The sequence below is a fragment of the Acidisoma sp. L85 genome (genome assembly GCF_009765865.1).
Taxonomy (GTDB): Bacteria; Pseudomonadota; Alphaproteobacteria; order Acetobacterales; family Acetobacteraceae; genus Acidisoma.
The window spans coordinates 18,919-33,445 of sequence record NZ_LMUQ01000061.1 but is presented as its reverse complement, the minus strand read 5'-3'; the positions used below and the strand labels follow the sequence as shown (position 1 = coordinate 33,445).

The 14,527-nt window shown below is 63.5% G+C and carries 12 protein-coding genes; all 12 read left to right on the top strand.

Features of this window, described 5'->3' with window-relative positions:
- Nucleotides 1–71: 71 nt before the first annotated feature.
- The gene (locus GSQ83_RS18605) at nucleotides 72–1,103 is read left to right on the top strand and encodes an ABC transporter substrate-binding protein (protein ID WP_158804392.1); all 1,032 of its coding nucleotides are present in this window, start codon (nucleotides 72–74) and stop codon (nucleotides 1,101–1,103) included.
- Between the two features lie 19 nt (nucleotides 1,104–1,122).
- Entirely contained in the window at nucleotides 1,123–3,591 is a 2,469-nt protein-coding gene (locus GSQ83_RS18600) for an ATP-binding cassette domain-containing protein (RefSeq protein WP_158804391.1), read from the top strand.
- Entirely contained in the window at nucleotides 3,591–4,616 is a 1,026-nt protein-coding gene (locus GSQ83_RS18595; RefSeq protein ID WP_158804390.1) for an ABC transporter permease, read from the top strand. Before GSQ83_RS18600 ends, GSQ83_RS18595 begins: the two co-directional genes overlap by 1 nt.
- Complete coding sequence (gene oiaX, locus GSQ83_RS18590) at nucleotides 4,613–5,902, top strand: 3-oxo-isoapionate-4-phosphate decarboxylase OiaX (protein WP_216850349.1); 1,290 nt, start codon at nucleotides 4,613–4,615, stop codon at nucleotides 5,900–5,902. The genes GSQ83_RS18595 and oiaX overlap by 4 nt, the downstream gene beginning before the upstream one ends.
- Complete coding sequence (gene tpiA, locus GSQ83_RS18585; protein WP_158804389.1) at nucleotides 5,899–6,729, top strand: triose-phosphate isomerase; 831 nt, start codon at nucleotides 5,899–5,901, stop codon at nucleotides 6,727–6,729. The genes oiaX and tpiA overlap by 4 nt, the downstream gene beginning before the upstream one ends.
- A complete protein-coding gene (locus GSQ83_RS18580) occupies nucleotides 6,726–7,196 on the top strand; it encodes an RpiB/LacA/LacB family sugar-phosphate isomerase (RefSeq protein WP_158804388.1) in 471 nt (156 codons plus the stop codon). The genes tpiA and GSQ83_RS18580 overlap by 4 nt, the downstream gene beginning before the upstream one ends.
- Nucleotides 7,197–7,206: 10 nt before the next feature.
- Nucleotides 7,207–7,932 carry a transcriptional regulator NanR gene (gene nanR, locus GSQ83_RS18575; RefSeq protein ID WP_158804387.1) on the top strand — a complete coding sequence of 242 codons (726 nt, stop codon included), beginning with the start codon at nucleotides 7,207–7,209 and terminating at the stop codon, nucleotides 7,930–7,932.
- 238 nt (nucleotides 7,933–8,170) lie between these two features.
- Nucleotides 8,171–9,571 (top strand): four-carbon acid sugar kinase family protein, encoded by a 1,401-nt coding sequence (locus tag GSQ83_RS18570; protein WP_158804386.1) that lies wholly within the window; start codon nucleotides 8,171–8,173, stop codon nucleotides 9,569–9,571.
- A gap of 15 nt (nucleotides 9,572–9,586) precedes the next feature.
- Nucleotides 9,587–10,426 (top strand): phosphogluconate dehydrogenase C-terminal domain-containing protein, encoded by an 840-nt coding sequence (locus GSQ83_RS18565; protein ID WP_158804385.1) that lies wholly within the window; start codon nucleotides 9,587–9,589, stop codon nucleotides 10,424–10,426.
- 264 nt (nucleotides 10,427–10,690) lie between these two features.
- The gene (locus tag GSQ83_RS18560) at nucleotides 10,691–11,914 is read left to right on the top strand and encodes an SfnB family sulfur acquisition oxidoreductase (protein ID WP_158804384.1); all 1,224 of its coding nucleotides are present in this window, start codon (nucleotides 10,691–10,693) and stop codon (nucleotides 11,912–11,914) included.
- Between the two features lie 8 nt (nucleotides 11,915–11,922).
- Nucleotides 11,923–13,317: an LLM class flavin-dependent oxidoreductase gene (locus GSQ83_RS18555; RefSeq protein ID WP_158804383.1), complete on the top strand. Its 1,395-nt coding sequence runs from the start codon at nucleotides 11,923–11,925 to the stop codon at nucleotides 13,315–13,317.
- The gene (locus tag GSQ83_RS18550; RefSeq protein ID WP_158804382.1) at nucleotides 13,314–14,525 is read left to right on the top strand and encodes an SfnB family sulfur acquisition oxidoreductase; all 1,212 of its coding nucleotides are present in this window, start codon (nucleotides 13,314–13,316) and stop codon (nucleotides 14,523–14,525) included. The genes GSQ83_RS18555 and GSQ83_RS18550 overlap by 4 nt, the downstream gene beginning before the upstream one ends.
- Nucleotides 14,526–14,527: the final 2 nt, after the last annotated feature.

Sequence of the window (14,527 nt, the reverse complement as noted above, 5' to 3'; positions counted from 1 at the left end):
GCCTAGGCTTGTCATGTCGGGGCATATGCAGCGCTCAGCCCGGGCTTAACGGGTGCGCGGAGGAACATGTCATGAAGATTGCTGGCTCGCTTATTCCCAGCCTCGCTTTGGCGGCGGCGGCCATGGTCGCACCGGCCATGCCGGCGATGGCATCGGCCGACAAGCCGGTCATCGCTTTGTCCAACTCCTATTACGGCAACATCTGGCGCCATCAGATGGTCGAGGCCTTCGAGGCGGCGGCCAAGCAGGCCAAGGCGGCCGGCCTGATCTCGGACTACATCATCCAGAACGGCGACGGCAGCGTCAGCCAGCAGAACAGCCAGCTCGCCGAGCTCATTCTCAAGGGTGTCGATGCGATCGCGGTCGATGCCGCTTCCGAGACGGCGGAGAATGGCATTATCCAGAAAGCCTGCCACGCCGGGATCAAGGTGATTTCCTTCGATTCCATCGCCTCGGCGCCTTGCAATACGCAGCTCAATTTCGACTTCACCGGCTATAAGACGCAGCAGGCCACCGCCGCGCTGAAGCTCATCCATAACCAGGGCAACATCATCCTGGTCCGTGGCGTGAAGGGTTCGGCGCCGGACGTGTCGATGTATGCAGCACAGGAAGCCGTGCTCAAGAACAATCCGAATGTGAAGGTCGTGGCGACGGTCTATGGCCAAGCCACCGCTTCGGTCGCGCAATCGGCCATCGCCAATGTGTTGCCCAGCCTGCCGCATGTCGATGCGGTGCTCGGCCAGGGCGGTGACGATTACGGCGTGGCGCAGGCCTTCGACCAGTATGGCGGCCAGTATAAGGGCCACATGCCTGTCATCGAGGGCGGCGGCAGCTCGAACTTCATCCGCTGGTGGGCGCAGGAGAATGCGAGCAACGGCTATACGACCATCTCGATGAACACGACGCCCGGTATCGGCGGCGCGGCTTTCTGGTTGAGCCTTGCCATCGTGCAGGGCGCGCATGTGCCGCAGAAGCTCATCATGCCGGTGGCGACCGTCGATCAGGCCAATCTGAAGAGCTACGCCAATCTGCCGCCGAACATCATCGTCAGCCCGTCCTATTCGCAGGATTGGGTCAAGACGAATCTGCTGTCGCAGAAATAGGCAGTTCCGTGACTAAGCGATGAGTGATCTCAGCACGGCCTCGCCGCACGCCAAAAGCGTTGACGCGACCGTGCCTCTCGTTGCGCTGCGCGACATTACCAAGGCTTTCGGCTCGACCCTCGCCAATGACGGGGTCGAGCTGATCGTGCGGCCGGGCGATATTCTCGGACTTGTGGGCGGCAATGGCGCGGGGAAGAGCACGCTGATGCGCGCGCTCTGCGGCGTCAGCCGGCCCGATTTCGGTACGCTGGAGCTGGATGGCCGTGCGGCGGATTGGGATCGCTTCGGTCCCACCGAGGCGCAGGCTCACGGCATTCGTATCGTGCATCAGGAGCTTTCGCTCTGCGCCAATCTTTCGGTCGCGGAGAACTTCTTTCTGGAGGCGCCGGATCTGGCGCGGCCGGTGCCCGGATGGCGCCGCGCCTATCGTGCGCGGGCCCGTGCCGCGCTCGACCGTGTGTTTCCCGGCAACGGCATCGATGTCGATCATGTGGTGGATGACCTTTCCATTGGTCAGCGCCAGATGGTGGAGATCGCGCGGGCCGCCTCGGCGCCGCGCATCCGGCTGCTTGTTTTGGATGAGCCGACATCGTCGCTGGATCTGGAACGCAGCCGACAACTGCGGGCTTTCATTCATCAGCAGGCCGAAGCGGGGCTCGCGAGTATTTTCATCAGCCACAAGCTGCATGAAATCGTCGATGTCGCGGCCGATGTTATGGTCCTGCGCAATGGGCGTCTGGCCTGGCGCGGTGCAGCGGCGGATACCTCGATCCAGGCACTGGTTCAGGCGATGGGCGGTGGCGCGGAAGTCGCTTTGCGGCGCGCGCATGAGGCGGCGCCGGTTTCGCAACGGCCAGTGCGGCTGCGGGTGAGTGGCCCGGTGGTCGAGAAGATCGGCAGCGAGATCCTTCTGCGCGAAGGCGAGATCGTGGGTCTGGCGGGTCTGGAAGGCGCGGGGCAGAAGGAGTTTCTGCGCGACATTTTCGCTGCCTCCGGTCATTCGGGCGGGATCGAGCGCTCGGGCGCCGTCAGTTTCGTCTCGGGAGACCGGCAGAGAGAAGGCGTTTTCGCGTTCTGGAATGTCTTCGCCAATATGGATATCGAGCGCATCGGTCGGCGTTTCGCGCTCGCGCCTTTCGCCGCGGCCGAGGATCGCCCCGCCATTCTCGATGCCGCCGAGAAGCTGCGGCTGGATCCTGGTCGCTTTGGCTCCGGCATTCTCGATCTCAGCGGTGGTAATCAGCAGAAGGCGCTGGTCGGCCGCGCTTTGGTGAGCGATTCGCCGACGATCCTGCTCGACGATCCGACACGCGGTGTCGATGTGGCGGCGAAGACGGATTTTTATGGGCTCTTCGCCGATGCCGCGGGGGCCGGGCGGCTGATTGTTTGGCTTTCGACCGAAGACCTCGAATTCATGGAATGCGACCGGGTGCTGGTCTTCAGCAAGGGCCGCATAGTGCGCGAGCTGCGGCGCGAGGAGATCACCGAGGACGCCATCATTGGCGCCTCTTTTTCGGAGCAAGTCGCACGCGGCGGAGAGGGCGAGGGTGTCGAGCGGCTTCATCGCGACTGGGGCAAGACAGTCATCAAGGCCGCGCCTTTTGTGAGTCTGGCGCTGGTTCTGGGCGTCATGATGCTGGTCAATCATGCGGCGGCGAGCGTGTTCGGTCTCGATCTTCTGCTTGGGCCGTCGGTTGCGCTGGTGCTGGTGGCTGTCGCGCAGATGTTTGTCGTGGGCGGAAGCGAGATCGACCTCAGCATCGGTGCTTTTGCCGGGCTCATGAATGTCGTGAGTGCGACTCTGCTGGTCGACCGGCCGCTGTTGGGCGCGGTCACCATTGTTGTCGCGCTGATTGCGTATAGTTTGATCGGCGCGCTCATCCAGTTGCGCCGCATTCCCGCGATCGTGGTGACGCTAGGCGCTTCGTTCATTTGGATGGGAGCGGGGTATTCCCTGCAACCAGCGCCCGGCGGCAGCAGCCCCGACTGGGTCACGTCGTTGTTCGGCTGGTCCATTCCGCATTTGCCGACATCCGTCATTATCATCCTCATCGTCGCAGGGGTGACGGTCTTCCTCGACAGCGCGCCGCTTGGTGTGGTGCTGCGCGCTTTTGGCAACAATGCGCCGGCGCTCGCGCGTAGCGGCTGGTCGGCGCTGCGCTATGCGGTGATCCGATATGGTTTGGCGGGAATCTTCGGCATGATCGCCGGAGTCTCGCTGACCGCCGCGAATACCGCGAGCGACATCAATGTCGGTGGTCCCTTCACGCTTTCCAGCGTCGCGGCCGTGGTGATCGGCGGGTGCAGCCTGATCGGGGGGGTGCTGTCGCCTTGGGGCGTGGTCGCCGGGGCGATCGTCTTGTCGCTGATCGGCGCCCTGCTTGGCGCGCTAAATGTCAGCACGGATTACAATGCGGCGGTTCAGGGCTTGCTGCTGCTCGGCATGCTCGGGTTGCGGGCCACGCTGATCCGGCGGAGGGCGCAGTGATGGCGGGTCTGGGCGAGGGCCGGCTGATCGACTGGAGCCAGCGCAACCGGTGGATTTGGGCGCTCATCGGCGTCGTGCTGCTGTGGTTCGTGCTGTCCCTCATCACCAGCCGGTTCAGCCTGCAGAGTCTCTCCGGCGTTGCGGTTTCAGCGTCGTTCCTGGCATTGGCCGGGCTGGGCCAAATGTTCGTGATTACGGCGGGTCGCGGGAATATCGACCTGTCCATTCCCAACGTGCTGACGCTGAGCGCCTATGTCAGCACGATCCTCATCCAGGGCCACGACAGCCGGTTATGGCTTGGTGTGTTGGCGACGTTGGGGATTGGCATTGTCGTTGGCAGCGTGAACGCGGTGCTTGTGCTGGCTTTCCGGATACCGGCGATTATCGCGACGCTTGCGACCGGATATATTTTGGCTACCGCCAGTCTCTTCGCCAATAAGGAGCTGGTGAGCTACGGCGTCAGCCCGACGCTGAAGTGGCTGACAACGGCGCGGGTCGGCGGTTTTCCCGTGGTCGCGATGCTCGCGGTGGTGGCTGTTGTTGTCGGCAGCATCGTCCTGGGGCGGCTGGTCTATGGGCGCACGCTTTCGGCTGTCGGGCAGAGCACGCGTGCGGCCTATTTCTCCGGCATTGGCGTGACGCGGGTTGTCGCGGCTACTTTTCTGATTAGCTCACTGCTCGCGGCGCTCGATGGATTGCTGCTGCAAGCTTATGTCGGCGGCGCTTTTCTGGAGATGGGCGGTCCCTACCTGCTGCAATCGCTTGGCGCGGTGGTGTTGGGCGGATCGCTTATCATGGGCGGATCTTCGACAGCGGTCGGCACCTTGTTCGGCTGCGTGCTGCTCATCCTCATCGTGGCGACCATGCAGATTGCCGGGTTGCCTTCCGGGATGCAGGATATCGTGCAGGGCGTTGTGGTGATCGCCGTGCTGTCGCTGGCGGGTGGTGGCAGGGGGCGGACGGTGAAGCGCGCGATACCAACCACGCAGGGCGGCGCTGGAACTAAAGTGGCAGGTCGATCGTGAGCCAAGTGTCGAACGACAGCGCGATCCGGCTGACGTATCGGATTGAGACGTCGGGCGATATCGGGCGGCTCGCGGAAAAGATCGCGAGCGACCAATCGACCGGAACCTTCGTCGCGGTGCCGGGCGAAACTGCTGATCTCAAAGCGAGATGCGCGGCGCGGGTCGTTGATATCCGGATGCTGGAACCGCATGAGCGGCCGGCTTATCCCCAGGATGCGGTCAATTCCCAGAATCCGCGGCCCTATAAGCGCGCGGATGTCGATGTCGATTTCCCGCTGGAAGTTATTGGCACGGATATCGCGGCCCTCCTCACCATCGCTTTCGGCGGGGTCTTTTCGGTGCGCGGCCTGTCGGGTGCGCGTATCGTCGGGCTGCGGCTGCCGCCCGCGTTTATCAAGGCGCATCCGGGACCCGCTTTCGGCATCGCCGGCAGCCGCAGGCTCGCGAATGTCCATGGCCGGCCCCTGATCGGCAGCATCATCAAACCCGCGCTTGGACTGACGCCTGAACAGACGGCGGAGGTTGCGCGCGAACTGGTCGAGGCCGGCGCGGATTTCATCAAAGACGACGAGAAGATGATGAATCCCGGCTATGCGCCGCTCGAAGCGCGGGTGCGGGCCGTGATGCCGGTGATTCTGGACCATGAACAGCGGACCGGGCGGAAGGTCATGTATGCCTTTGGCATTTCCAGCGCGGACCCGGAGACCATGCTGCGCCAGCACGACATCGTGGCGGATGCGGGCGGCAATGCGGCGGTGATCAACATTAACTCGGTCGGCTATGGCGGACTGGCATTTTTGCGGAAGCGCTCGCGCTTGGTGCTGCATGCGCATCGTAGCGGCTGGGACATGCTGACGCGGCATCCGGATCTGGGGCTCGATTTCAGCGTCTATCAGGTGCTGTGGCGGTTGCTCGGTATCGACCAGTTTCAGGTCAATGGCATTGGGGCGAAATATTGGGAGCCGGACGAGTCCTTCCTGCGCTCCTTCCGTGACTGCACCACGCCGCTTCTTTCCGACGACGACCGTGCTTTGCCGGTGGTGGGATCGGGGCAATGGGGCGGGCAGGCGCCGGAGACTTTCGCGCGAAACGGGCGGTCCATCGATTTGTTGTATCTAGGCGGCGGCGGGATCATGGGGCATCCGGGCGGGGCTGGCGCTGGCGTGCGCGCCATCACTCAGGCCTGGGAAGCGGCGGTGGCCGGGGTTCCGCTCGCGGATTATGCGCGCGAGCATCCCGAACTCGCTCAGGCGATCGCGGCCTTCGGCGAGAAGGGCGCGCAATGACCCTGCCAGCGAAGCGGGGGCGCAAACTCGTCGGCACCGGCTGGAAGATGAACCATGGGATCGCCGATACGCTGGCCTATATCGACCTGCTGCGCGAAAGGCTGGCCGGCATCAACCATCATGGGCTCGATGTCTTCGTTCTGCCGCCATTCACCGCGCTGAGCGCGGCGGGCGCGCGCGTCGCAGGGTCGCAGATCGGCGTCGGCGCCCAGAACGTCCATTGGGATGATCGCGGCGCCTGGACCGGGGAGGTTTCCGCCCCGATGCTCGTCGAGGCGGGTTGCCGATACGTGGCACTCGCCCATTCCGAGAGGCTGCAGCATTTCAACGAAACCTACGCCGCGGTGCGCCTCAAGGTAAACGCTGCTCTGCGCCACGGGCTTACCCCGATCCTCTGTCTAGGCGAGAAGGCGGAGGATAAGCGGGACGGTCGGTCGGATGATGTTCTGGCGGATCAGCTCGCTACCGCGACGGCCGATCAGCCGGCGAATGCCCTGCCGCGCCTTGTGCTGGCCTATGAGCCGCGCTGGGCCATCGGTGCCGCCGCCGCCGCCGATCCCGACTATGTCGCGGACCGCCTCGCGCGGCTGCGGGCTGCGCTCGCCGAACGGTTTGGCGCGGCCAATGCCACGGCGACCCGCATTCTATACGGCGGTTCCGTGACCGCGGCCAATGCTCCGGAGCTGGCCGTGATCCCCGATGTCGACGGGCTCTTCGTGGGGCGCTATGCCTGGAACGCGGACGGCTTGGCGGAGATCGTCGCCATCGTCGCAGAGGCGGCCAATGCCGCATCGACCCAGAACGGGACGGAGGAGTTATCGACATGAGGATCGTCGTGGGCGGAGACAGCGCGGGACAGCCGCTGTCGGATGTCATTTTCAAGCATTTATCCGGCGGTCCGCATGAGGTCGTCGATCTTGGGCGTGAGGTGCCGGGCGGCAAGGAGCTTTACGCCTCGCTCGCCGAACGTGTGTCTAACGCGATCCTGGAAGGGCGTTTCGATCGCGGGATTCTGTGCTGCGGCACCGGCATCGGCGTGTGTATCTCGGCGAATAAGGTTCCCGGCATTCGCGCGGCGCAGACGCATGACACCTACTCGGCCGAGCGCGCCGCGAAAAGCAACGACGCGCATATCATCACGATGGGCGCGCGGGTGATCGGAACGGAAGTCGCCAAGGCGATCGTCGACAAATTCTTGGAATCGCATTTCGATCCGCAAGGCTCATCGGCCGCCAATGTCGAGGGGATCAAGGAATTGGACCGGAAATATCACCAGGAGCGGGTGGAAGCCTGATCAGCGCTTGATGGTCGCACCGCAGAAGATCACGCGGCGCAAGCTGTCGGACGAGGTCTTCGATCGCCTCCTGCAAGAGATCGAGACCGGGGCTTACGGTGCCGACGCGCAGATGCCGTCTGAGCGGGAGCTCATGGTGGCTTATGGCGTCGGACGGCCGGCGGTGCGGGAGGCGATGCAGCGGCTGGAAAAGCTCGGTCTCATTACCATCACCCACGGGGAGCGGGCGCGCATCGCTCATCCCTCGATCGCCGATGTCATGCAGCAGATCGACCATGCGGCGCGGCATGTTCTGGCGACGCAGCCGCAATCCCTCAAGCAGTTGCAGGATGCGCGGGTTTTCTTCGAGGTGGGCATGGTGCGGGAGGCCGCGCGCATGGCGGAGCCCGCCGATATTCAGCGACTGGAAGAGGCACTGGCGCGGCAGACCGCGTTTCTTGACCGCGACGCCGGCCGTTTCGTCGCGGCGGATATGGAGTTTCATACGGTCATTGCCGCCATCACGCGGAATGTGATCCTCGAAGTGGTGAGCCGCGCGATGCTGCAATGGCTCAGTGCGTTTCATTCTGGTCTGCTGCATTGGAAAGGCCACGAGCGCATCACGCTGGAGGAACATCGTCTGATCCTCGATGCGATTATCGCCCATGACGAGGTGGGAGCTGCGCAGACGATGCGGGACCATTTGCAACGCAGCCGTGGTTTGTTTTTGTCGCAGGCGGTGGAATCCGCTTCGTAGCTTTCGCTAAAGCAGGATGTCTCTGGTTTGAACCATGCTCACTCCCTCACCGTCATGGCATGCGAAGGCATGCCATCTACGCCTTGCTTGCGCAACAAAGACAGGCGTGGATGGCACGCGAGGGCCGCCCCGCCTGCGCGTGCCATGACGGTGCTTGAGTTGGCGTTCGATATCGAATCATTGCGCCGTAGCGAAGGCGTTTGGCTCCACATGATTTAGCTGGTATAATGATCGTATAATGAGTGATCGCAGAACGACACCTTTGCCGCTGCCGGCTGGGCCGCTGATAGCCTTCTACGGTGACGACTTTACGGGCTCGGCCGCCGTGATGGAGGCTTTGACCTTCGCGGGCCTACCTAGCGTGTTGTTCTTCGACGTGCCGCGGCCGGAGCAGCTAGCGCGGTTCCCTAACCTTCGAGGCATCGGCATCGCGGGCATCGCGCGGTCCAAGAGTCCCGACTGGATGCGCGTCGCCTTGCCGCCCATTTTCGCGGCGTTGCATTCTACCGGTGCGCCACTCGCGCAGTACAAGATCTGCTCGACCTTCGATTCCTCGCGCGAGGTCGGCTCCATTGGCGCGGCGATCGAGATCGGCGACGAGATTTTCGGCAATCGTTGGATTCCCATGATCACGGCGGCGCCCGCTATTCACCGCTACCAGGCCTTCGGGAATCTGTTCGCGACGGTTGCGGGCGTGGGATATCGGCTCGACCGCCATCCGACTATGAGCCGCCACCCTGTCACGCCGATGCATGAGGCGGATCTCGCCCGGCATCTTGCGACCCAGACGGCTATTCCTTCGGGCTTGATCGACTTCGTTGCGATGAAGCAGGGACGCGCGGATGATGCGCTCGCCATCGCGCGGGCCGAGGGTGCCCAGATCATGTCGCTTGATGTTGTCGATGAGGAGACGCTCGCGGAAGCCGGGCGGCTGGTCTGGGAGCATCGGGAGGCGATGCAATTCGTTGTCGGCTCCCAGGGTGTCGAATACGCGCTGATCGCCCATTGGCAGCGGGCGGGGCTCATTCCGGTGGCCGAACCGCCGCGTGCGGCGCCAGCGGCGGCGCGGATCGTCGGGGTGTCGGGCTCCTGCTCGCCGGTGACGGCGCATCAGATCGCCTGGGCCGAGGAACACGGTTTCCTGGGTATTCGGCTTGATCCCACGGCCGCGGTCGATGGCGCGGCTTGGGAGAGGGAGAAGGATCGCGCCTCGGCGGCGGCGCTTGAGGCGCTGTCGGCTGGGCTGGACCCGATCATCTATACGGCGCGGGGGCCGGATGATCCGTCGCTGCCCGAATTGCGGCGTGTGGTGGAAACTTCTGGCGTCGCGTTGGACACGGTTAATGACCGCATCGGGGACGGCCTCGGCCGCATCCTGGATCGTGTCATGCGAAAGTCCGGAATCGATCGCGGAATCATCGCGGGCGGCGACACATCGAGCCACGCGGCTTTGGCGCTCGGCGTCTATGCGCTGAGCGCGCTGGCGCCGACGGTGCCCGGAGCGGCGCTGTGCAAGGCGCATTCCGATGACCCCGCCCATGCCGCGCTGGAACTGGCTCTGAAGGGCGGCCAGATGGGCAGCCCGGACTACTTCGCTCGCATAAAGGCGGGCGGCGAGTCCTCCTCGAAACCAATTTGAACCAAGGATAGTCCGATGACGAAGGTCGCTTTACTCGGTGCTGGCGGAAAGATGGGTGTGCGTCTCTCCACGAACCTGCAGGGATCGCGATTTTCCGTCGATCATGTCGAGGTTTCCGAGGCAGGGCGCGAGCGGCTCAAGCAAGCGGTTGGCGCAGATTGCGTCGAAATGGACACTGCACTGAGCCAGGCCGATGTGGTGGTGATGGCGGTGCCGGACCGGCTGATCGGCAAGATCGCCCACGACATCATCGGCAAGGTGCGGCCCGGCACGGCGCTCATCGTACTCGACGCCGCGGCGCCCTATGCGGGCGAAATGCCGGTGCGCCCGGATGTGACTTACTTCGTGACCCATCCCTGCCATCCGCCGATTTTCAATGACGAGACCGACCCGGTGGCGAAGAACGATTTCTTCGGCGGCATTCACGCCAAGCAGCATATCGTTTGCGCGCTGATGCAGGGGCCTGAAGCGCATTATGCGCTGTGCGAGGAAGTGGCGCGAGAAATCTACAAGCCGGTGATGCGGGCGCATCGCTGCACGGTCGAGAATATCGCGATGCTGGAGCCGGCCTTGTCCGAAACCGTCGGCATTACGCTGTGCCTCGCGATGAAGGAGGCCGTGGATGATGTCGTGCGCCGGGGGGTTCCGCGCGAGGCGGCGGTCGATTTCATGCTGGGGCATATCAATATCGGCCTGTCGATCGCCTTTGGGGTTTTTCCGGAGGGCAAGTTCTCCGATGGCGCGCTTTACGCGATCGAACAGGCCAAGCCGCAGATTTTTCGGGACGGCTGGCTCGACCGGGTCTTCAGCACCGAGGCCGTGATGAAGTCGGTCAAGGAGATCTGCGCGGCGTAGGAGAACGTCTGGTCCCACCACGCTCGGAGTTCGTGGCGCGCGCTCTCTGCTCGGCGTGAGCTGAGCAGGCGCCGGCGCTGGGTGCGCCACCGGGCGTCCTGCACGCGCTCATGGATCGGTCCTCGTCCAAATAACACTATTTAAGATAGCATATTATAACAATATCGTTGACGGTAGGTGTTTTTGCGTTAGATCGCTCGCTGCGTTACGCTACGGGGTTCACGCGTTTCGCTTCGTAATATTGCTGCTGCACAAGGTTTGAGCATGGATCAGATCGCCGGCCACAAGGGCGTCGCCTTCTCTCGCGCCCCTGCCACCGTCATCCGCAGTGACGCGGAGGCAATCGCGGTTGCGCGGGAGCTGGCGCCTCAGATGGCGAAGGAGGCGATCGCGCGGGATCAGCAGCGTATTCTGCCGCGCGCCGAACTCGACCTTTTCTCCGGCAGCGGCCTTTGGGGCATGACGGTGCCGCGCGGTTACGGCGGAGCCGAGGTTTCCTTCGCGACCGTCGCCGAGGTGATCGCCATGATCTCTGAGGCTGATCCCTCGATCGGGCAAATTCCGCAGAACCATCTTGGCGTGGTGGAGGCTCTGCGGTTTACCGGGAACGAGGAGCAGAGGACCCGCTTCTACGCCGGGGTGCTGGAAGGCCGCAGGTTCGGAAATGCGTTTTCCGAGGCGGGCAGCAAGAATGCCGGCGTCTTCGATACGAAACTGGTGGCGGACGGCGACGCGTTTAGGGTCACCGGCGAAAAGTTCTATTCCACCGGCGCGCTTTTCGCGGATATCATCCCGATCGCGGCGACTGGCGAGGACGGCAAGGTCTATCTCGCCTTTGCTGATCCCCAGGCGCCGGGCCTGAAGATCACGGATAATTGGTCTGGCTTTGGCCAGCGCACCACCGCGAGTGGCAGCGTGTCGCTGGATAATGTCTTGATCGAGGCGCGGAACGTGGTGCCCGCCTATCTCGGCTATGACCAGCCCTCCGCCAATGGGCCCGTGTCCCAGATCATTCAGGCGGCGGTTGATCTGGGCATCTCGCGCGCCGCCATCGCCGATACCGTGCGGTTCGTGCGCACTCAGTCGCGGCCATGGATCGACAGTGGGCAAGATCACGCGTGGGAAGATCCTTATACTATCGCGGCGGTCGGCGACCTTTTCCTGCGGCTTCACGCAGCTGAGGCGATCCTGGAACAGGCTGGCTATGCGGTGGACCGCGCGATCGCGGAGGCGAACGAGCAGACGGTGGGTGAGGCTTCACTCAAGGTCGCTGAAGCCAAAGTGCTGACGACTGAGATCGCGATTCTGGCGGGTAACAAGCTGCATGAACTGGCGGGCACGCGCTCGACCTTGGCGCAGCACGGGCTGGACCGGCATTGGCGCAATGCGCGCACCCATACGCTGCACGATCCGGTGCGCTGGAAATACGCGCTGATCGGCAATCATGCCCTCAACGGCGTGCTGCCTCCGCGCCACGCCTGGGTGTGAGCGAGACGATGAGCGCGACCCGCGAGATCCTTTTCAACGCCTTCGACATGAATTGCGTCGTGCATCAGTCGCCTGGGCTGTGGCGGCATCCGCGCGACCGGGCGGATCGCTACATCGACCTATCCTATTGGACCGACCTCGCGAAAATTCTGGAGCGTGGCAAGTTCGATGCGCTGTTTCTGGCGGATGTGCTTGGCGTCTACGATGTGTATGGCGGCAATACGGATACCGCGCTGCGCGAGGCGACGCAGATTCCTCTGAATGACCCGCTGCTGACCGTTTCCGCCATGGCGGGGGTGACTGAGAATCTCGGCTTCGGCGTGACCTGCACGCTATCCTACGAGCCGCCGTTCACCTTCGCGCGGCGCATGTCGACGCTAGACCATCTGACCAAGGGCCGTATCGGCTGGAATATCGTCACCGGCTATCTGGATAGCGCGGCGCGTGGAGTTTCCGGCGCTGCATCGCAGCCGAAGCACGATACACGTTACCAGATCGCCGAGGAATATATGGATCTGGTCTACAAGCTTTGGGAGGGCAGCTGGGAGGACGATGCTGTTTTGCGCGACCGCGCGCGCGGTATCTTCACCGATCCGGCGAAGGTCCATCGCATCAAGCATGAGGGCGAGTTCTTCAAGCTGGATGCGATTCATCTGAGCGAGCCATCTCCGCAGCGGACGCCAGTGTTGTTCCAGGCGGGTACTTCCGGCAAGGGGCGCGACTTCGCGGCGCGCCATGCCGAATGCGTTTTCATGGCGGCGCCGAGCAAGACCGTGGCGAAGGGTTATGTTTCCGACATCCGTCGGCGCGCCGCGCTGTATGGCCGCGCCCCAGAGTCGATCCGCATTTTCAATCTCACCACGGCCATTGTCGGCCGGACGGGCGAGGAGGCGCGCGAGAAGCATGCGGAGTACCGGCGCTACATCAGCCATGCGGGCGCTTTGACGCTTATGTCGGGTTGGACCGGGATCGATTTCTCGGTCTACGATTTGGACGAGCCCGTGCGGTATATTCGCAATGAGGCGGTGCATTCGGCGGTGGAATCCTTCACCACGGCCGATCCGGACAAGACCTGGACCGTGCGCGAAGTGGCTGAGCATGTCGGTATCGGCGGTTTCGGGCCGCTGCTGGTGGGATCAGCCTCTGAAGTCGCGGATCAGATGGAAGCCTGGATCGCGGAGACTGACCTCGACGGGTTCAATCTTGCCTATGTCGTGACGCCCGAGACCTTCGCCGATATCTCCGATCTTCTGGTGCCGGAATTGCAGCGGCGCGGGCGGTACAAGACCGAGTATCGCGCCGGCACGCTGCGCCAGAAAATGTTTCCTGGCAGCGGCCCGCGTCTTGGCGCGCAGCATCCCGCCGCCGCCTCTCGCCACACGACATTGAAAGCCGCCCAATGAGCGCCTCGTCGAACTTCTCCGAACGCAGGCCCGCGCACCGCATCTCCAGCGATGCCGAGGCGCTAGTCGTCGCGCGTGAACTCGCCGTCGAATTCGCCGTGGGCGCATCCGATCGCGACCGCGAGCGACGGTTGCCGAGGGCGGAGATCGATCGATATTCGCAGAGCGGCCTTTGGGGCATCACCGTGCCGCGCGAGCATGGCGGCGCCGGAGTTTCGGCGGCGACCTTGGCGGAGGTGATCGCCATAATAGCCGCGGCGGATGGCAGCATCGGGCAGATCCCGCAGAACCACTTCTTCGTGGTCGAGGCGATCAGGCTTACCGCGACCGAGGAGCAAAAGCAGCTCTGGTTCGAGCGGGTGCTGAATGGCGACCGCTTCGGCAATGCCTTGAGCGAGATCGGCACCAAGACGGTGCATGACTACAAGACCACGCTTTTGCCAAAGGATGGCCGCCTGATTCTCGAAGGGCGAAAATTCTATTCGACCGGTGCGCTCTTCGCCCATTGGGTCGCGGCTGTCGCCAAGGACGCGCAAGGGAATTTGCTATTCGCCTTCGTCTCGCCCGAGACGCAAGGTGTGACTTTGGTGGATGACTGGTCGAGCTTCGGGCAGAAGACGACGGGCAGCGGTACGACGATCTTCGAGAATGTCGAGGTCGATCCGATTGGCGTAATCCCGTTCCACGACGCTTTCGACGTGCCGACCTCGATGGGGGCTTTCGCGCAGATCATGCACGCGGCGATGGACATCGGCATTGGCCGGGCGGCGCTGGCCGATACGATCGATTTCGTGCGGCGCTTCACGCGTCCCTGGATCGATAGTGGCCAGGACCGCGCCACGGACGATCCCTATACGATCGCGCAGATCGGCGATCTGACGCTGCGGCAGAACGCGGCCGATGCGCTGCTCGCGCGGGCGGGCAGAGCGGTGGACAAGGCGGTTGCCGAGCCGAATGACGAGACTGTCGCACTCGCCTCCATCGCTGTCGCGGAAGCACGGGCCTATGGCACCGAGGCCGCGCTGACCGCCGCCAATAAGCTGCATGAGCTTGCGGGCACGCGATCGACTTTGGCGCAGCACAATCTCGATCGGCATTGGCGCAATGTCCGCACCCACACGCTGCATGATCCAGTGCGGTGGAAATATGCGGCGATCGGGAATTACTATCTCAATGGCATCAAGCCGCCACGTCACGGAGCGCTGTGACG